General features: G+C 70.9%; 16 protein-coding genes. 8 read left to right on the top strand and 8 right to left on the bottom strand.

The window, feature by feature from the left end; translation table 11 throughout:
* Positions 1–306 precede the first annotated feature (306 nt).
* On the top strand, positions 307–1,503 hold the full coding sequence (locus ABTX24_RS29000) for an MFS transporter (protein WP_350844608.1): 1,197 nt from the start codon (positions 307–309) through the stop codon (positions 1,501–1,503).
* Here ABTX24_RS29000 and ABTX24_RS28995 read toward each other — a convergent pair.
* Positions 1,500–2,618, bottom strand: a complete 1,119-nt coding sequence (locus ABTX24_RS28995) for a DUF1972 domain-containing protein (protein WP_350844606.1) — start codon at positions 2,616–2,618, stop codon at positions 1,500–1,502. The two genes, ABTX24_RS29000 and ABTX24_RS28995, sit on opposite strands and share 4 nt — an antisense overlap.
* Before the next feature lie 117 nt (positions 2,619–2,735).
* Entirely contained in the window at positions 2,736–4,034 is a 1,299-nt protein-coding gene (locus ABTX24_RS28990; RefSeq protein ID WP_350844604.1) for a glycosyltransferase family 4 protein, read from the bottom strand.
* A 228-nt stretch (positions 4,035–4,262) separates the two neighbouring features.
* Here ABTX24_RS28990 and ABTX24_RS28985 point away from each other — a divergent pair, with 228 nt between their 5' ends.
* Complete coding sequence (locus ABTX24_RS28985) at positions 4,263–5,594, top strand: AMP-binding protein (protein WP_350844602.1); 1,332 nt, start codon at positions 4,263–4,265, stop codon at positions 5,592–5,594.
* Between the two features lie 65 nt (positions 5,595–5,659).
* On the opposite strand, the gene ABTX24_RS28980 is transcribed toward ABTX24_RS28985, so the two are convergent.
* Genes ABTX24_RS28980 through ABTX24_RS28965 form a run of 4 tightly spaced genes read right to left on the bottom strand, consistent with a single transcriptional unit; the run spans position 5,660 to position 8,950 of the window.
* Positions 5,660–5,926: an acyl carrier protein gene (locus ABTX24_RS28980; RefSeq protein WP_160025057.1), complete on the bottom strand. Its 267-nt coding sequence runs from the start codon at positions 5,924–5,926 to the stop codon at positions 5,660–5,662.
* Between the two features lie 33 nt (positions 5,927–5,959).
* On the bottom strand, positions 5,960–7,162 hold the full coding sequence (locus ABTX24_RS28975) for a pyridoxal-dependent decarboxylase, exosortase A system-associated (RefSeq protein WP_350844600.1): 1,203 nt from the start codon (positions 7,160–7,162) through the stop codon (positions 5,960–5,962).
* 1 nt (position 7,163) lies between these two features.
* A complete protein-coding gene (locus ABTX24_RS28970; RefSeq protein WP_160025059.1) occupies positions 7,164–8,015 on the bottom strand; it encodes a GNAT family N-acetyltransferase in 852 nt (283 codons plus the stop codon).
* Positions 8,012–8,950 (bottom strand): glycosyltransferase family 2 protein, encoded by a 939-nt coding sequence (locus ABTX24_RS28965; RefSeq protein WP_350844598.1) that lies wholly within the window; start codon positions 8,948–8,950, stop codon positions 8,012–8,014. Before ABTX24_RS28965 ends, ABTX24_RS28970 begins: the two co-directional genes overlap by 4 nt.
* Before the next feature lie 122 nt (positions 8,951–9,072).
* On the opposite strand from ABTX24_RS28965, the gene ABTX24_RS28960 reads away from it, so the two are divergent.
* From ABTX24_RS28960 to ABTX24_RS28950, 3 genes are all read left to right on the top strand, one after another.
* Positions 9,073–9,738, top strand: a complete 666-nt coding sequence (locus ABTX24_RS28960; RefSeq protein WP_350844596.1) for a polysaccharide deacetylase family protein — start codon at positions 9,073–9,075, stop codon at positions 9,736–9,738.
* A 123-nt stretch (positions 9,739–9,861) separates the two neighbouring features.
* Positions 9,862–10,920 carry a hypothetical protein gene (locus ABTX24_RS28955; protein WP_350844594.1) on the top strand — a complete coding sequence of 353 codons (1,059 nt, stop codon included), beginning with the start codon at positions 9,862–9,864 and terminating at the stop codon, positions 10,918–10,920.
* 114 nt (positions 10,921–11,034) lie between these two features.
* Complete coding sequence (locus tag ABTX24_RS28950) at positions 11,035–12,612, top strand: DUF4082 domain-containing protein (protein ID WP_350844592.1); 1,578 nt, start codon at positions 11,035–11,037, stop codon at positions 12,610–12,612.
* Here the strand turns inward: ABTX24_RS28950 and ABTX24_RS28945 are convergent.
* Together ABTX24_RS28945 and ABTX24_RS28940 are read right to left on the bottom strand one after the other, a co-directional pair.
* The gene (locus tag ABTX24_RS28945; RefSeq protein ID WP_350844590.1) at positions 12,547–13,872 is read right to left on the bottom strand and encodes an O-antigen ligase family protein; all 1,326 of its coding nucleotides are present in this window, start codon (positions 13,870–13,872) and stop codon (positions 12,547–12,549) included. The two genes, ABTX24_RS28950 and ABTX24_RS28945, sit on opposite strands and share 66 nt — an antisense overlap.
* Before the next feature lie 10 nt (positions 13,873–13,882).
* On the bottom strand, positions 13,883–14,647 hold the full coding sequence (locus ABTX24_RS28940; RefSeq protein WP_350844588.1) for a YveK family protein: 765 nt from the start codon (positions 14,645–14,647) through the stop codon (positions 13,883–13,885).
* Positions 14,648–14,767: 120 nt separating this feature from the next.
* Here ABTX24_RS28940 and ABTX24_RS28935 point away from each other — a divergent pair, with 120 nt between their 5' ends.
* Genes ABTX24_RS28935 through ABTX24_RS28925 form a run of 3 tightly spaced genes read left to right on the top strand, consistent with a single transcriptional unit; the run spans position 14,768 to position 18,459 of the window.
* Entirely contained in the window at positions 14,768–15,442 is a 675-nt protein-coding gene (locus ABTX24_RS28935) for a hypothetical protein (protein WP_160025065.1), read from the top strand.
* Entirely contained in the window at positions 15,435–16,904 is a 1,470-nt protein-coding gene (locus ABTX24_RS28930; protein ID WP_350844586.1) for a lipopolysaccharide biosynthesis protein, read from the top strand. The genes ABTX24_RS28935 and ABTX24_RS28930 overlap by 8 nt, the downstream gene beginning before the upstream one ends.
* The gene (locus ABTX24_RS28925; RefSeq protein WP_160025067.1) at positions 16,897–18,459 is read left to right on the top strand and encodes a glycosyltransferase family 4 protein; all 1,563 of its coding nucleotides are present in this window, start codon (positions 16,897–16,899) and stop codon (positions 18,457–18,459) included. The genes ABTX24_RS28930 and ABTX24_RS28925 overlap by 8 nt, the downstream gene beginning before the upstream one ends.
* Positions 18,460–18,540: the final 81 nt, after the last annotated feature.

The raw sequence follows: 18,540 nt of genomic DNA, 5'->3' as shown, positions 1-18,540 counted from the left end.
GCCAGCCAAATCTTTTCTCGATCTGGTCCGGAGTCCAGGACCGCCGAAGGCGGCCGGCGAAGCCGGCGCCCGAAGGGCGTCCTTGACGCCGGTCCGGATCGAGAAGACCCTCCAAGAACGGGTCGGCGGCCCAGACCACCCTCCGAGCGAAACGTTCCGGCAGGGAGAGATCTCGCCCAACCAGCGAAGGCACCGTGTTGGTCTCGACACGCCTCCGCCTAGCGGCTCCGGCGGCTCGACCATCGGAGCGGGAGGTCTCGACAAAGCTCGACCACCGAGACACCAGGTCTTTACTAACCTGATCACGTGCCCCCACCCCCAGACCCCACACGCCCACCGGTCTGGATCTCCATAGCCTCGTTCGTGAGCAGCTTCGACCGGTTCGTGGTGAGCCCGATCCTGGTCCTGGTCGCGGCGACGTTCGAGGTCTCCGTGGGGCAGGCGGTGGCGATCGCGAGCGGCTACTACCTGGCGTACGGCCTCAGTCAGCCGTTGTGGGGTGCACTCTCGGACAGGTTCGGAAGAGTGCGTCTGATGCAGGGTGCGCTGGTCGGGGCGGGGATCGCGGGACTCGTCTCGGCGGCGGCCCCGAACCTGATCACTCTCGTCGTGGTGCGGGTCGTCGCGGGAGCGTTCTTCGGGGCGATCGTGCCGACCTCACTGACGTACGTCGGGGACACCGTCTCCGCGACCCATCGGCAGCGGGCGCTCTCGGACCTGATGGCCGCGATGGCGGTCGGGACGGCGTTGGCCGCAGCGGCTGCGGGGATCACCGGCCAGCTGGCCGGGTGGCGGGTCGTGTTCGCGGTGCCGGCGGTCGTGGCGCTGATCAGCGCCTGGGGCCTGCGCTCGCTCGCCGAGCCCCCACGCGCGACGACCCAAGGAGTGGGCGCGTCGTTCCGGGCGGCGCTGAGCAACCGCTGGGTGATGGTGGTCGGGCTGCTCGTCTTCGTCGAGGGCGGCCTGGTCCTGGGCGTACTCACCCTCCTCGCCCCTGCCCTGCAGGCCCAGGGTGTCGACGCGGCGCGAGCGGGGCTGGCGGCGGCTGCGTACGGCATCGCGGTCCTGCTCTCCTCGCAGGTCCTCAAGGCTCTCACCCGAAGGCTCCCGCGCTGGGCACTGATGGCGATCGGAGGCGTCGCTCTGACCGCCGGGTACGCCGCCGCGACCGTGACGGTCTCGGTGCCCACGATCGTCGGCATCGTCGTGATGCTCGGGATCACCTGGGCCTTCCTGCACACCTCGCTGCAGACCTGGGCCACCTCGATCGTCCCCGAGGCGCGCGGCACCGTCGTCGCGTGCTTCGCCGCCTCGCTCTTCATCGGCAGCTCCATCGCCGCCGTCATCGCCGGGCCGGCGGCGGACCACAACCAGTGGCACACCCTCTTCACCGCCTGTGCCGTCACCGCCGCGGTCCTCACCGTGGCCTGCGTCCTCGCGTACCGCGCCTACACCGCCCATGAGACGGCACCGAGAGGCGCGGACATCGCCACCGACGTCTAGGAGCGCAGGTGGGCGCGGATGAGCTGCTCGTACTGGTCGGTGATCCGGCTCCAGGTGAACTCCGCGGAGTGGCGGGCGCGGGCGTGGCCGGACAGCGACGCCGCCAGCTCGGGCTCGGACAGGAGCCGCTCCAAGGCAGCGACGATGCCGGCCTCGTCGGAGAAGTAGAGAGCGGCCTCGCCGGCGACCCAGCGGTTGTAGCGGTTGTCGTGGGCGATCACGGCGTTGCCGCAGCCGAGCGCCTCGACCAGGGACGGGTTGGTGCCGCCGACCTGATGACCGTGGACGTACGCCACGGAGTGGAAGCGCAGGGCCGAGACGATGTCTGTGTCATAGATCGCGCCGAGGAAGACGACCTCGTCGCCGGCCGCCTCCAGGACGGCCCGCTGGTAGTCATCCGCCGGGTCATAGGAACCCAGGACGACCAGCTTCCGGCCCCAGCGGCGGCTGGAGAAGGCCCGGACGACCTCGAGGATGCTGTTCTCCGGCACCGGCCGGGCGACCAAGGTGAGATACGAACCCGGCTCCAGCCCGTGGTCGAGCACCGCCCACTCGGGAGCGTCGACGACGCTGGGGGCGCCATAGGCGATCGTGGTGATCTTCTCGGCCGGCACCCGGGTCGCCAGGTGGCGGGCGATCTCGGGGTGGTCGGCGATGAGGTGGTCACCCAGCCAGCAGGCGGCCCGCTCCTGGGTCCACAGGAACGCTTTCTCGGGGCCCGACCAGCGGGCCCGCTTCCACTCGATGCCGTCCATGTTGATGATGTTGGGGACGCGGCGGGAGCGCAGCACCGCGTTGAGGGCGCCGGTGTTGTAGCCGAACGTCACGCACACGCTGCCGTCCACCTCGGCCTCCCGGGCTGCGTGCCGCACCGCGCCGACATCGAACTCGATCGTCCCGCGCGGACCGTCGTGCCGGGCCGGCACGTGGACGCGCTCGATGCCCTTCCACGAGTCGATCCGAAGATCCGCGTGCGGCTCGTCGTCCTGGCAGTAGACGACGACTCGCCAGCCGCGGTCGACCAGGTCCAGGCCGATGTTCTCCACCGCGGTCTCGAAGCCGCCGTGGGCCGCGGGCACGCCACGGGTGCCGAGCATCCGTACAGTGGGGGTCACGTGGGGTTGACTCCTAGTTTCTAGGAGCCGATGGCCCCTATTTTCAGCACAAGGAGCCATCCAAGGGGATCCGCAGGGGCAGCGGTCCCGAAGTAGGGGTCATATACCCCAAATCGGTTACGTCACCGCAGGTCCGCGGGTGAGCACGAACTGGCGCAGCGCGTCCGGGTCGTCCAGATCGACGTACTCGAACCCGTCGACCGCCGCCGGCGCCTCGCCGATCGCGCACATGGAGTCGTAGACCTGCACGTACGCCGCCGACTGCGGGCCCCAGTCGAGCACCTTCGCCGCGCGCTCCCGGGCCCGCAGGGCCAGCTCGACCCGCAGCTCGGGATCGTCCAGCAGCGACTCGACCGCGTCGGTGAACGCGGCCACGTCCCCGGAGGGGACGAAGAGCGCGGCGTCCTCGGCGGAGACCCGCGTCTCGACCAGGTCGAAGGAGACCGACGGCAGGGCGTACGCCATGTACTCCATGGTCTTGTTCATCGTCGAGACATCGTTGAGCGGCGTCTTCAGGTCAGGGCACAGTCCGATGGCGGCGGCGCTGAGGTGCTGAGCGATCAGCGCCGCGCCGGCCCGGCCGGTGAAGGTGACGACATCGTCGAGGCCCAGCTCGGTGCAGCGCCGCTTGAGGTCCTCGAGGCAGTCGCCGAAGCCCATCAGCACCGCGTCGACATCGCTGCGGCCGCGCCGGTGGACGAGCTCCTCCATGACCTCCAGCACCGTGTCGACGCCGTCCTGGGGGCCCATGATCCCGAGGTAGACCAGGGTGTGGCGGTCGGCGTGGAGCGCCGGGTCGTGCGGCCGCACCGGACGCATCACCGAGGTGTCCGGTCCGCTGCGGACCACGGTCACGTCCTCGGGAGCCATCCCGCCGCGGGTGATCGCGACCTTCCGGTAGGACTCGTTGGTCGAGATGACCTGGTCGGCGGTGGCGTACGTCTGCTTCTCGAGCCAGCGCAGCGCAGCCAGCTGGGCGCGACCGGACAGGGACGTCGGGGCGCCGAACCGGGAGAGGAAGAGCTCGGGGTTGAGATCGTGCTGGTCGAAGACGAACCGGACGCCGCGGCGCTTCCAGATGCGAGCCAGCAGCCAGTAGGTGTCGGGCGGGTTGCACGCCTGCATGATCGCGAACGGACGGTCCCGCCAGACCTTGTTGGCCAGCAGCGCGGTGCGGATCCAGCAGTAGACGAACTCGAGCAGATAGCCGAGCACACCGCGGGCCTGCGGCGCGGGCCGGTACTTGTAGATGCGTACGCCGCCGAGCTGCTGGCGCCCGGGATCGCCGGGGCCCTTCGGGCAGATCACGCTGACCTCGTAACCGCGCGCGACCAGCGCCTGGCACTCCAGCCAGACACGTCGGTCCAACGGCACGGGGAGGTTCTGGACAATGATCAGCACGTGCGTCTTTGCCACGCCATGTCTCTGCTGGGCTGCGTTGACCATGTGAGAAGCGTTGAGCGTGCCGAGACCGGCTTGTCGGGCATGTGCGGGCATATCCCCGAATCCGGGGATCGTGAGTGGCGACGCCGGTGCCGGAGCGGCCAGCGGCTCCTAGCCTCGCATCCTGTGAACCCGCTGGCCGAGCGAATCCGATCCGTACGCACCCGACCCCGGTCGCAGGCCGTGATCGCGGACCGGCGCATGTCGGTAGGTGCGGACGGGCTGGTCGGCGCGGCCGAGGAGCTGCGGCTCGCCCTCGTCGCGGCCGCCGGTGTCCCGCGGCCGCTGGTCGCGGTGTCGCTGCCGCTGTCCACCGACGCCGTCGTCGCGCTCGTGGCCGCGATCCTCGGCGATCTCTCGGTCTGCTTCGTGGACCCGTCGGCCGCCGAGGAGCACCGCCGGTCCCTCCTCCAGGCGCTGCATCCCGACGTGGTGCTCGACCGGTCGGGGATCCGGGCCGTCGCGTCGTCATCGTCCTCGTCTCGGGAGGCACTGGAGGCCGGGTACGTCGCGATGTCCTCCGGCTCCACGGGCGGTGGCCCCAAGGGCGTGCTGTCGTCCTGGGCCGGCATCGACGCCTTCGTCCCGCACGGCGCGGCCGTGCTCGACCTCGACCCCTCCTCGGTGTGGGCCGAGGTCTCGCATCTCTCCTACGACCTGGCGATGACCAACCTGCTTGTCGCCCTGGCCGCCGGCTCCTCCCTCCACCTCTCCGGTTCGCTGGGCGACCGGCTCCGGCCGCTCGGCTTCTGCGCCCGCGTCGAGGCGACGCACCTGCGGCTGGCTCCCCGGTTCATCGACCTCGCGGCCGCCGAGCGGGTCGACGGGGCTCCGCGGAGCCTGCGGGTCTGGGGCTCCGGCGGCGACCGGCTCTCCGCCACCGACGCTCAGCGCGTCTTCGACCTCGGGGTCGCGACCGTCGTCAACACGTACGGCACCAGCGAGACCATCGGCTTCGCGAGCGCCGCCCGGTTCGATGCCGGCGACGACCTCCATGCGGTCCACGGCGCGGTCGGCATCGGGCGTGGGGCGGTCGGGGCGTGGCGTACGTCGTTGCTCTCCGAGGCCGCGGACATGCTGGCCATCGAGTCGCCGCACCTGCCCGGCGGCTATCTCTTCGGCAACCCGAACGGGGAGTTCCCGCGCTGGGAGGGCCGGGAGCGAGTGCTCACCGGCGACCTCGGCGCCCGGCGCGGCGAGGAGCTCTTCTGCCTGGGCCGGGCGGGGCGTCGGGTGAAGCGCAGCGCGAGCTTCGTCGACCTGGACGCGCTCGACGCCGAGGTGAAGCAGGCCTTCGGCCTGGCCACCTTCACCGCCGCCACCCCCGAGGGCGGCCTCGTCAGCCTCGTCGAGGGTCCCGAGGGTCACCTGGACGACCTCCGTCGGCGGCTCCCGACGGTCCTTCGTCCCGACTCGGTCCCAGACGTACTCGTCCCCGTCGCCCAGCTCCCCCGTCTCGGCAACGGCAAGATCGACCAGGCTGCCGCTCAGCTCCTCGCCGAGGGCGGGATGTTCACCGAGTTACCTCGGTGAACGATCACTTCCCTCGTGGAACTCCGCGAAGGAAGTGACTCCAGACCGAGTTACCTCGGTGAACATCACCCCACCTGCGCCCGCACGTACTCCGCCAAGGACCCGACGGACTCGAAGACCTCGGCGTTGATGTCGTCCTCGTCCATCTCGAACCCGAAACGTTCCTCCAGGACGGTGATCAGCTCGACGAGGGCGAGCGAGTCGAGCTCGGGCAGGGAGCCGAAGAGCAGGGTGTCCGCGCTCAGCGTGCCGGCGCTGTGATCGGTGCCGATCACCTCGGTGATCGCCTCGCCGACCCCGTCGAGGGTCGCTTCGGTGGTGTCGATGGTCATGGGGACTCCTTCGGGTTCAACGGGTTCAGGGACTCAGACGAGCACTTCGAGCGGCGCCGGGTGGCTCAGGAAGGCGGTGGGGCTGGCGGTGAGGCCGTACGCCCCGGCCTGGTGGACCACGACGAGGTCGCTCACCTCGGCGCGCGGCAGACTCACCTTGTCGCCGAGCAGGTCCAGGGGCGTGCAGAGGCAGCCGACGACCTGCACGGTCTCCTCCACAGCCTCGGCATCACCGGCAGCCGCGGCGACCGAGATCGGGTAGTTGCGGCGGATGACCTGGCCGAAGTTGCCGGAGGCGGCGAGCTGGTGGTGCATGCCGCCGTCGACGATCAGGAAGGTCTTGCCGCGGGAGATCTTGCGGTCGACGACGCGGGTGACGTAGACCCCGGCCTCACCGACCAGATAGCGGCCGAGCTCGATGACGACCTGCGCGGACGGCAACGCAGGACGTACGCGGGTGGCGAGCAGCTCCTCGAGGCGCGACCCGACCAACGGGAGATCGAGAGGCTGGTCCTGGGTGTAGTAGGGGATGCCGAAGCCGCCGCCGATGTTGAGATAGGTCATCGCCTCGGGAAGGTCACCGGAGAGGCGCAGGACCAGGTCGACGGTGCGTTCCTGAGCCTCCGCCAGAATCGACGCGTGCAGGTTCTGGGAGCCGGAGAAGACGTGGAAACCGGCCACCTCGACGTCGCGGTCGTGCAGCGTCTTGAGCAGCAGCGGCACGGTCTCGGCGTCGACCCCGAACTGCTGGGCGCCGCCGCCCATCCGCATCCCGGAGCCCTTGACCTCGAAGTCCGGGTTGACCCGCACGGCGACCCGCGGCCGGATCCCGAGCCGTTCGGCGGCCTCGACCAGGCGGTCGGCCTCGAGCGGCGACTCGATCTCGACGAGCACCCCGGCCGCGACGGCCTGGGACAGCTCCGCGACCGACTTCCCCGGTCCCGCGAAGCTCACCTCGCCCGGCGCCATCCCGGTGTCGAGCGCCACCCGCATCTCCGCTCCCGAAGCGACGTCGAGCGCGTCGACCGTGCGCGCCAGGTGCTGCACCACCGCGGGCATCGGGTTGGCCTTGACCGCATAGCTCAGGTGCACGTCCCCGGGCAGCGCCTCGCGCAACGAGGCGACCCGGGCATCGATCGCGGCCCGGTCGTAGGCGAAGAACGGCGTCGAGCCGACCCTCTCCGCCAGCAGCCGCACGGGTACGCCCCCGACAGCTATGGCCCCGACGTTCGGCATCTCACCACTCCAGACATGTCAGCTCGCTGTACAGGTAGTCGACCCGCGCCGGGTCGAGGGCGTCGCTGCGCAGCATCTTCGGCCGCGACCGCGAGAGCCGGTAGGAACCGCCCGGGGCCCCGCCCGCGACCCGGTGCTCGACCAGGGTCGCCGCGGCGCCGTGCTGGGTCAGCAGGTGCGAGGCCAGCCGCGGCGCGTGCCGCCGGAGCAGCTCCGGGTTGCTGGCGTAGAGGACCGAGGCGAAGGCGCGTACGCCCTTGCGGGTGTCCTTGCGGGCCACGACGTAGCAGTGCTCGGAGCCGGTGCTCAGCACCACGTGCCGGGCCGCCGCCGCGGCCCGGTGGTCGGCATAGAGGTCCCGCTCCGCGCCCTGCAGCACCGAGTCCAGTACGTCGGGACGACTGCTCACCCGCACGCCACGCCCGGGCAGTGCCACCGCGGGGACCAGCGAGGTGGTCGTGTCCAGGTCGGTGAACTTGAGCTTCCGGTTGAGCGCGATCACGTTGCCCGAGGGCGAGAAGTCGGTGAACTCGTAGCCGGGCTGCTTGAGCAGCGTGGTCAGCAGCCGCAGCCCTTGGTGGCGGTGGCTGTCGAGCACGCACCAGGCGCCCAGGTTGCAGATCTGGAGCGTCTCCGCGCCGACCCGACGCTCGGAGTAGTAGGCGAGGTAGGCGCCGACCACCCGCTCCCCCTCGGCGAGGAAGAACCCGTGGTTGGGCTGGGGTACGTCCCACGGCACTCGCAACGCCTGGGTCCACTCCAGCTCCTGCACGCGCGGGTTCAGCTGCTCGTGCAGGAACGCGGAGACGGCCGGGAGGTCCTCGGCGGTGATCGGAGCGAGCACGGCCTTCATGCGCTCGCCACCCACTCCGGCCCACGCGGGGCGCTCATCCGGCGGGGGCTGACCAGGGTGCGTACGGCACGTCGCGACGTCTGCTTCCCCAGCAGCGCCCGGCTGCACTCGCGGGCCAGCACCATCAGCCAGTACGCAGCCCCTTGGACTCGCCCGCGGCGGACCGTGAAGAGCCGTACCCGGTTTGCAACCAGGAGTGCCCACAGCCCCGGTGAGGTGGTGGACTCGCCGCCGAGGTGCACGGCGCGGGCCGCGGGCGCGAACCGCACCCGGAAGCCCCGGTCGCGGGCGCGCAGGTGGAACTCGGTCTCCTCGGAGTAGAGGAAGTAGGACTCGTCCCAGGGGCCGCACGCGCGCCAGCACTCGGCGCTGATCAGCTGTGTCGACCCCTCGGCCCAGTCGGTGTCCTGGCCGCGGTCGTACTCGGCCGGGTCGGCCACGATCTCCCCCGCCCACCGGACCCGGCCGGCCCGGTTGGCGCCCACCACGGCGTCGGCGAAGGCCCGCACCAGGCTCGGCGCGCCACGCATCGACTCGATCAGCCGGCCCTCGGCGTCGACCAGCCGGGGCACGGCCACGCCGACCCCGGGCACGAGCTCGCGCGCGAGCGCCGCGACACAGCCCTGCTCGAGACGTACGTCCGGGTTCAGGACCAGCACCGCGTCGACGTCGGGATCCGCAGCGAAGGCGGCCGCGACACCCGCATTGATCCCGGCGGCGTAGCCGCCGTTGCGGCCGGTCTCGACGACGGTCGCGTCCGGCGCGAGGCGGCGCGCGGTCGCCACGGTGTCGTCGGCGGAGGCGTTGTCGGCGACCACCAGCCGCCACCCGAGCCCGGCGAGCCCACCCGGCAGAGAGCCGATGAGATCGGCCAGCAGGTGAGCGCTGTTGTAGGTCACCACCACGACGGCGACGGTGCGGATGGGGAGCGACACGTCACGAGTCTCAACGGGGTCCACCCCCGTCGGAGCCCCCTCCCGACCGCAGATCCCCCGTATGAGGTAGGCCTTCGCGCAGGTCGGCCGGACGAGGCCTCCGGATCCTTAGCGTGGAGGACATGCCCGCCCACGTGACCAACATCTGCTTCCACGGCATCGGCGAGCCCGAGCGCGAGCTGGAGCCGGGCGAGGACCGTTACTGGATCAGCCAGGACGCCTACGAGGACATCCTCGATGCCGTCGCCGGCCGCCCCGAGGTACGCATCAGCTTCGACGACGGCAACCACTCCGACGTAGCGATCGGGCTGCCGGGCCTGCAGGCCCGCGGCCTGACCGCGACGTTCTTCGTGCTGGCGGGACGGCTGGGGAAGCCGGGGAGCGTCGACCGCCTCGACGTCCGGCTCCTCCGGGTGGCGGGCATGCGGATCGGCACCCACGGCATGGACCACGTCAGCTGGCGCGGCCTCGACGCTGCGGGCGTACGCCGCGAGCTGATCCAGGCACGCGAGCAGATCACCATGGCGGCCGGGGAGACCATCGACGAGGCGGCGCTCCCGCTGGGCCGCTACGACCGCGCCACCCTGCGTCACCTGCGCCGGCTGAGCTACCAGCACGTCTACACCAGCGACCGCGCCCAAGCGGTGGCCGGAGCCTGGCTGCAGCCGAGGTTCAGCATCACCGCGGAGGACGACGGGGCGAGCGTACGCAGCCACATCCTGACCGGACAGGGCATCGCCAGAAGGGTGGAACGCCAGGCCGCGGGCCTGGTCAAGAGGCTGCGCTGAACCTCTGCGCCGCCCTAGAGAAGTAACCAGTATGAAGGATGCCCCCGACCACGAGGTCGGGCAGTGTCGACACGACAGTGCCGACAAGACAATGGCCATCGAGACGCGAACGGGTGCGAACACATGCCAACCAAGCCAGGCCGGCGCCGTCGGATCGCGGTCGTGGGAGGGCTGGTTCTGCTGCTGGTCGCCATGACCTGGTTCCTGTGGCCCGACTCCAGCCCAGTACGCAACGTCGGCTCCGACTCGCTGCCGACGGTCAAGCCACCCGCGAGCGTGTCCCCCTCCCCCACCCCTTCGGCCGACCCGAGCCCGTTAGTCTCCTCGGCCCCGCCGACACCGACCCCCGCGCCGTCCGCGACCCCGGAACGTACGCAGTCCTCGACCGCCGCGCCGCCGGCCAAGGGGTTCCCCACCCGTGAGTCGGCGGGCCTGCCCGCTGGCTGGAAGCCGAAGCGCACCGCGAGCGGAGACTTCTGGATCCGGCACCGCGGAGCGGTCGTGGAGGACCTGCGGATCACCAACGGCGTCATCTACGTCACCGCGCCCGGCGTCACCCTGCGCCGCGTCGAGGCGATCGCCTCGGTCGTGGTCAACGACTACAACGACCAGTGCAACACCGGGTTGCGGATCGAGGACTCTGACTTCATCCGGAGCAGCGCCCCGACGACCGAGGAGGCCTGGCCGGCGGTCTCGGCAGGCGGCTACACGGTGGACAACGTCGTCATCGACGGCGTACCCGAGGGCCTCCGCGCCTCCAACAAAGAGCGCTGCGGCGGCATCGGCATCCAGGACTCCTTCATCCGGGTCACCTCCCCGGACGTGTGCAGCGACTGGCACGGCGACGGCCTGCAGGGCTACGGCGGCGGCAAGGTCAAGGTACGCCGGACGGTGATGATCCTGGACGTCAAGAACGAGTGCCACGGCACCGCCCCGTTCTTCAACCCCGAAGGTCAGGGCAACGAATCGGTCGACATCGACGGCCTGGTCGTGGCGGGCGGCGGCTACCCCTTCCGCAACGGCATGCCCGGCCCGGTCAACAACCTCTACGTGGTCGACCAGAGCTGGGTCTACAGCCCGCTCGACGTGGACTGCTCGGTGGTCACCGAGTGGAGCGCGGCCGTGGTCACCATGGACTCAGCCGGGCAGCCCCGGCCGATCCGCGACCTACCCTGCGAGTGACTTCCGGGCTGGAAAAACCCGCCATTTATACCGAGTTTTGAGGTGCCGGGACCGTAAGGACCGTGCCTAGGGTCGATGCCGTTGCCCAGGTATCCCCCACGAACAGGTGCGTTCATGCCCTCCCACCGCACGCCCAGCAGGTCTACCCGGTGGCGGCGCACCGCCTTCGCCAGCGTCCTCGTCACCCTCATCGCAGGCAGCGCCCTCTGGGCGTTCGGGACGGCGACCGCGCACCCGGAGACGATCAGCCTTCTCCCCGACGACGCGGTCCCCGCGGTCCTGACGGACCCCGACTCCCGGCCGGTCGAGCTCGGGCTGCGGTTCCGGACCTCGGAGCCGGTCGAGGCGGTCGCGGTCCAGGTGTACCTGGGCCCGGACAACCACGGCCCGCACCTGGCGACCCTGTGGTCGGGACGGGGCCGCCCGCTCGCCCGCGTCCAGCTCGACGGCAGGGCCGGAGACGGCTTGAAGGTCGCCAAGCTCGACCGGACGGTACGTCTCGAGCCAGGCCGCTCCTACGTCGTCTCGTACACCGCGCCCGGTGGTCACTACTCGACCGACGAGCACTTCTTCGACCGCCCGATCAGTAACGGTCCGCTCTCGGCCGGCGAGAACGCGGGTGTCTACAGCTACCAGCCGGGCGAGTTCCCCCGCTCGACTTACCGGGCCACCAACTACCAGGTCGACGTCGTCGTACGACCGACCGGCTCTGGCGAGGAGCCGACGACCTCACCGACGCCGTCCGCGAGTGCGCCACCCTCCAGCGCGCCTCCGTCCGTGAGCCCCAGCCCCACGACGAGCGTCAGCCCGAGCGCGCCGGCGAGCTCCTCGACGGCTCCGTCGACGTCGCCGAGCTCCCCGAGCGGCGCTCCGACGACGTCCGCCCCCGCGCCCACCTCCGCCCCTCCCGCCGGTGGCTTCCCGACCCGCGCCTCCGCCGGGCTGCCGGACGGCTGGCAGCCGAAGCGATCGGTGACCGGGACGTACACGATCAACACACCGGGCGCCGTCGTCGAGGACCTGCGTGTCACGAACGGGACGATCGCCGTCAACGCCAGGAACGTGACCCTGCGCCGGGTGCAGGCGGTCGGCTCGGTGATCGCCAACTTCACCAGCGGCACGTGTGCGACCGGTCTCGTCATCGAGGACTCCGAGATCGTCCGTGGCACGGCCCCGACGACGGACGACGCCTGGCCCGCCGTCACCTCGGGCGGCTACACGGCCCGCAACGTACTCATCGACGGAGTTCCGGAGGGCTTCCGTGCCCAGGGGAGGTCAGCGTGCGGCGGCGTCGCCATCCACGACTCCTACGTACGTGTCGTCTCTCCCGACGTCTGCACCGACTGGCACGGCGACGGCATCCAGGGGTACGGCGGTGGTGCGCTCACCGTCCGGAAGACGGTCATCGACTTCGTCGACACCAACGGCTGTGGCGGCACGGCCCCGTTCTTCTACCCCGACCAGGACAACACCTCCGTCGACATCGACGGCCTGATCGTGAGCGGCGGCGGCTACCCGTTCCGGCTCGGCACGCCCGGCACGGTGAGGAACCTGTACGTGGTCGACCGGAGCTGGGTCTTCGGACCGCTCGACGTCAGGTGCAACCTGGTCACCCAGTGGCAGGCGTCAACCGCGACGCTGAACTCCGCCGGCCAGCCCGTCGTGGTGCGCGACCTCCCCTGCACGACCTGATCGATCCGTACGTTCCAGACGTGTGACCGCGCTCGCCAGCCCGAGCACCAGGAAGATCGTGCCCATCGTCATCGGGAAGGCGAACGCGTCGAAGAAGGCCAGCCCCGCGAAGCCGGCTGCGGCGGCGCCGATGAGCGCGACGACGAGGTCGCGCGTCTTCGGGTCCTCGCAGGCGCGATAGACCCGGGAGAGCTGGATGAACGTCGCGACGACGAACGCCACGAAGAGAAGCAGGCCGATGATCCCGATGCTCACCATCATCTGGAGGTACTGGTTGTCGAAGATGCGGTACTTCGGCAGGAACGTCCCCAGCCCGCGCCCGAAGAACGGGTTGCGGTCGACGAAGAACCAGGCCACCCCGTAGCTGTCGGTGCGCGAGGTGACGCTCGGGTCCTCCTCGGCGCCGACGAACATTCCGGTCACCGAGTTGATGATCCGGGGCGCCACCAGGAACACCAGCCCCAGCCCGCCGACCGCGAGCCCCAGCACCATCGCGCGCTGCTTGCGCGACCAGCCGATCATGCAGACAGCGACCGCGATGGCGGCGCCGAGGTAGGCCGACCGGCTCGAGGAGGCGGCGATGATCATGCAGATCAGCACCACCGGGGTCCAGCGGACGATCGGGTTGAGGTTGCGATGCTGGAAGCCGACGTGGAGCGCGATCGGCACCAGCATCCCCATCAGGGTGCCGTACTCGATCGGGCTCAGGGCGGTCCCGGCGGGACGTACGAGGCCGTTGCGCATCGCCAGCTCGACCGTCGTCATCGGGGTCAGGACGGGGACCGAGATCCGGTCGACGAAGATCTGCCGGGCGAAGAACTGGGCCAGGCCGAGGACCGCGAGGAAGGTGCCGCCCACAACCAGCCGCCACACCAGCACATGGACCCTGGCCATGCTCGGGATGGCGTCGCCGGCGAGCAGCAGCGTGCCCACCCAGGAGACCATCGCGAGGATCGCGACGTCGGCCGGGCTCACCTCGTCGCGGCTGATCGGACGCGACATCGCGATCACATAGGTGACCCCGATGCTGAACAGGAACAGCGCCAGGACCACCCGCATCGGCTGCGGGGGCCGGTCCACCGGCAGCGGCCGGCCGATGCTCAGCAGCACCCAGAGCGCGAAGCTGCCCAGGCCCATCAGCATCGAGACCGAGCCGGCGCTGCCCAACGGCCGGAAGACCAGCCAGGACGGGATCACGAAGACGGCGAACGTGTAGAGGCTCAGCCACGTCACCGCATCGACACCACGGCGTACGGCCATCGTTCCTGCCTCAGCCGTGGAGGCGCTGGACGACGTGGTCGTCGCCGCGGTCGTCCCGGTCGTTCCGGTTGTCCTGGTCGTACCGGTCGTACTGGTCGTCCTGGTCGGGCTCGTCGGGCTCGTCGTCGTAGGCGGCGTCCTGCGCAGCCAGCGACGCGGCCCGCTCCTCGCGAGCCAGGCGGCGGCGCAGCACGATCCCGTCGATCGCGTAGACCAGCACCGCGGTCATCGCGAGACCGAGCACGACGGCCATGATCCGCGCCCGCAGCGGCCCGCTGCCGTCGATGGCGGCGGTCTCGTCCAGCGCGAGCGGACGGGAGCGCAGCCGGGCGTTGCCCTTCGCGTTGACCTCGTCCTGCAGCCTGCCGAGAGTGTCGGGAATCGAGTCGGCGACGAAGTTCAACGCCTCGATGGCGCTGGCCTCACTGTCCGCGCTGACGTCGATCGCGATCACCGGTCCGCGCGTCGACTCCTCCATCGAGACCGTGACCGCAGCGCCCGGGGTGACCTCCGCGATCGCCTCCTGCGCGGGCGCGCTGGTGTAGTAGGCGACCACGACCCGGGCCGGCAGGTCGAGCCCACCGAGCCCCAGGAACGGGTTGCCACCGGGGCCGACCGCGTTCTTGGAGGGGAGCATCAGGACCAGGCCCCGGGCGGTGTAGCTCGGCGCCACGAAGGCCGACGCGCTCCAGCCGAGCACGCCGGTCAGCAGGATGCCGACCACCGCGAGATACCACCGTCGACGGATCGCACCGACGAACTCCGACAACACCATGCGGCCGAACGTACCCATCCAGGATCGGTGCGAGCCGACCTCGCCGACGTCCTACCCGATTTGGGCGATGACCCCGCTGACCTGGGCTGACTCGGCCCCGACGGACCTAGCGTTCCGACCATGGCGCTGTGGGACCTGCTGCGGGCGATGGTCCGACGATGGCCGATCGTGGTGGTCGGCGCGATCCTCACCCTCGCCGCCGCGAACTACGCGAGCCAGGACCGCAGCGTGTACTGGACACGTACGGACCTGGTCTTCCTGGCTCCGAAGAACGCGCAGTATCCCAACGCGCTGCGGGCGACCTCCGAGGACCTGGTGATCACCGCCGGCGTGGTCGGCAAGCTCGTCGTCGGCACCCGGCAGATCCCGAAGTTCACCGCCACCGACGCGGGGCTGATCGGGATGGGCGTACGTGACGGCTGGACCGTCCGGCTCCCCGACACCGGCGGCCAGTGGGCGCCCAACTACACCGACCAGTGGTTGATCATCGAGGTCGTCGGCTCCGACCCGGAGACCGTGCGCACCCGCAAGGAGCAGCTGGTCGAGGAGATGACGGCCGCGCTCGACCGGGTGCAGGACGAGTACCAGGTGGCCAAGGCGTTCCGGATGACCACCAAGGAAGCGCCCGGCTCGACCGTCGTCTACCCCGTCGGCGGGAGCTCGAAGCGGGCGTTCGCCGTCTCCGGGATGCTCGGCGCCGCCGCCACCCTCTACCTGGTCGTACGCATCGACCCGATCCTGCTGCGGCGCAAGGCACGCCGCGCCGAGACGCCGCCGGAGACCGACCTTGGCTGAGACCCGCCCCCACACCGCCCTCGCCTGGAGCATCGCCAACACGGCGGTGACCAAGCTCGGCACGATGGTCGTCGGCATCCTCGTCGCGCGGCTGCTCGGGCCGGAGAGCTACGGGACGTACGCCGTCGCCTTCCTCGCCCTGATGGCGGTGCTGAGCTTCAACGAGCTCGGCGTCAGCCTCGCGGTGGTGCGCTGGAAGGACGACCCGCGCGAGATCGCGCCGACGGTGACCACGATCTCGGTCGCGGCCAGCCTGCTCATCGCCGCGGGGATGGTGATCGGCGCCGGCCCCTATGCGCGGGCGATGGGCGAGCCGGACGCGGCGGTGCTGGTTGCTCTCTTCGCGGTCCCGGTGGTGCTCAGCGGGATCAGCGCCACGCCCGCGGCGCTGCTGCAGCGCAACCTGATGCAGGGCAAGCGGATGCTCATCGACCAGATGGCCACGCTCGTGGCGGTTCCGGTCATGCTCGGGCTCGCGCTGGCCGGCGCCGGTCCGTACTCCCTGGTCATCGGTCATCTTCTCGGTGTATCCGTCACCACGGTGATGTTCCTGCGGATGTCGCCGCTGCCGTGGCGTCTGGGGCTCTCCCGACCCCACGCGGTCACGCTGCTTCGCTTCGGTGCCCCGCTGGCGGTGACCAGCATCCTGGTCTTCGCTGTGGGGTTCGCCGACCAGATCGTCATCGGCGGCATGCTGGGTGCGACCGCACTCGGGTTCTACGTGGTCGCCTTCAACCTCTCCAGCTGGCCGGTCACGATGCTGTCGAAGCCGTTGCGGCAGGTCACACCGGTGATCTTCGCTCGGCTGCAGCACGATCCCGTTGGTATGAGGCGGGCCTTCTCCCGCCTCTCCGCGCTGGTGCTGACCGTGACGCTGCCGGGCTGCTCGGCGCTGGCCGCGCTGGCACCGGAGGTGATCGGGCTCGTCTACGGCAGCGTCTGGCAGGCGGCCGCGGCGCCGCTCCTCTGGCTCGGCGCGCTCGCCGTGCTGCGGATCTCCTTCGAGCTCGCCTACGACTTCCTGGTCATCGCCGGGTCGACGCGCAGCCTGATGACGATCCAGATCGTCTGGCTGATCGCCCTGGTGCCGGCGTTGCTGGCGGGGGCGGCGTGGGACGGCGTCGGTGGGGTCGGGCTGGCGACGTTCACGGTCGGCCTCGTCGTCATTCTGCCGCTGCATCTCTTCTACCTCGCGCGGGCCGGGGTCGGGCTCGGTGGCCTCGCCGCCGGAGCCGCCCTGCCGGCCCTCGGTGCGCTCTGCGTATGGGCCGCGGCCGTCGGGATGCGCGTCGCACAGCCGTCGGTCTGGGTGACCTGCGCGGTCACCGGCCTGGTGCTCGCCGCCGTGTGGGCGGTGCTGTTGCGACGCCGACGCGAGGACGTCCGCTGGTTCCGCTCCGGAGCCGGCTCCCCCACCCCCAGTGAGCCCCCCACGACACTGAACGAGGACGTCCATGTCTGACCGTCTCGACGACAACCACGAAACCCTGGAGGAGATGTACGCCGCCGCGGCAGCAGCCGCGCGACGACGTCCGCAGCGCGCGGCCGCCCTGGCCCAGGCCGCGGCCGAGTTCGCCTGGGGCAACCACACCGGCTGGTTCGCGTACGAGCCCCTCGAGCTGCTTCTCACCGAGCTGGGCCGCTCGCTCCCGTCCGTGGCCGTGCCGACCCGGCCGCGGCGCACGCTGCACGTGGTCACGCAGATGTACCAGAGCGGCGGGCACACCCAGATCATCGCCGGCTGGACCGACCAGCTCGCCGACCGGTCCCACGAGATCGTCGCCACCCGGCAGATGACCTCGCCGGTGCCGGCCAAGATCGCCTCCAGGCTCGGGGACCGCGTCGGCCTGACCATGCTCGACACCACGCCCGGGAGCCTGCTCCACCGCGCCGCCCGGCTGCGTGCGCTCGCTTCTACCGCCGACCTGGTGGTCTCCCACTGCCACCCCTTCGACGTGGTCCCCGCGCTCGCCTTCGCCGACCGCCGCGACCTGCCTCCCGTCGTCTACATCGACAACACCGACCACGTCTTCTGGGTCGGGGTGCGGGCCTATGACCGGGTCGTCCACCTGCGGCGCAGCGGCCAGGACCTCGCCCAGCACCGTCGCGGCCTGCCGATGGAGCGGTCGATCGTACGCAACCGGCCGCTGTCCGTCCGCGGCCGGACCAAGCGTCGCGAGACCGCGAAGCCGCAGTGGAACGTACGCGCCTCCGACGTGCTGGTCGTCACCGCGGCCGACTCGAGCAAGTTCCAGGGCGGCGACACCTACCTGGCGGCCGTCGAGGCCGCCGTGGCCGCCGAACCCCGCCTGCAGTGGCGGGTCGCCGGCCCCAACCCGGAGTCGGAGCCGTGGGCCGGGCTGGCACGGCGTACGTCCGGCCGGATCCAGGCCGTCGGCATGCTCCCCGACGTGGCCCCGCTCCACCATGCCGCCGACGTCTACCTCGACTCGTTCCCGTTCGCCGGCCTCACCTCGCTGCTCGAGTCCGGCGGCCTCGGCAACCCCGTCGTCACCTTCCGCGGGCACCGGCCAGAGTGTGCGGTCTGGGGCTCGGACTCTCCCGGGATCGACCACCTGATGCTCCGCCCGAAGAGCGCCGACCAGCTGCGCGACACCCTCCTCGACCTGGTCCGCCGCCCGCGTGAACGGGTCTCGCGCGGCACCGCGACCGCCCAGGCGATTCTCGAGTGTCACACCGGCCCTGGCTGGGTCGCGGACGCCGAGTCGCTCTACCTGACACCTCAGCGCCTCGGCGACGACCTGCTCGCCCCCGTCCGCGGCCGCGGCCACCTCGACCTGCTCACCGTCTCCGTCCAGGCGACCAACCCGTTCAGCCGTACCGGCGCCGACATCACCGCCGGCCTCCTCGGCGCGATGCCCCTCACCGACCGCATCTCCATGTGGCGCCAGACCCGCCGCGGCGGCGCCGGACGCGTCCGCGACCTCGCCCCCGAGTGGGCCGCCGCTGCGGTTCGGGCGCGGTTGCGCCGGCGGCCTGCAGGGATACCCGGTTAACCGGGTATCCCTGCACTTCTCTGGCAATGCAACACCGGAGAAGTGCAGGGATTGCCTGAGCGCTGTGACACGTGTGACTGC

This window comes from Nocardioides sp. NPDC127514 (genome assembly GCF_040302125.1).
Taxonomy (GTDB): Bacteria; Actinomycetota; Actinomycetes; order Propionibacteriales; family Nocardioidaceae; genus Nocardioides.
The sequence above is the reverse complement of the archived record's forward strand: the minus strand, read 5'-3'. Positions and strand labels throughout refer to the sequence as shown.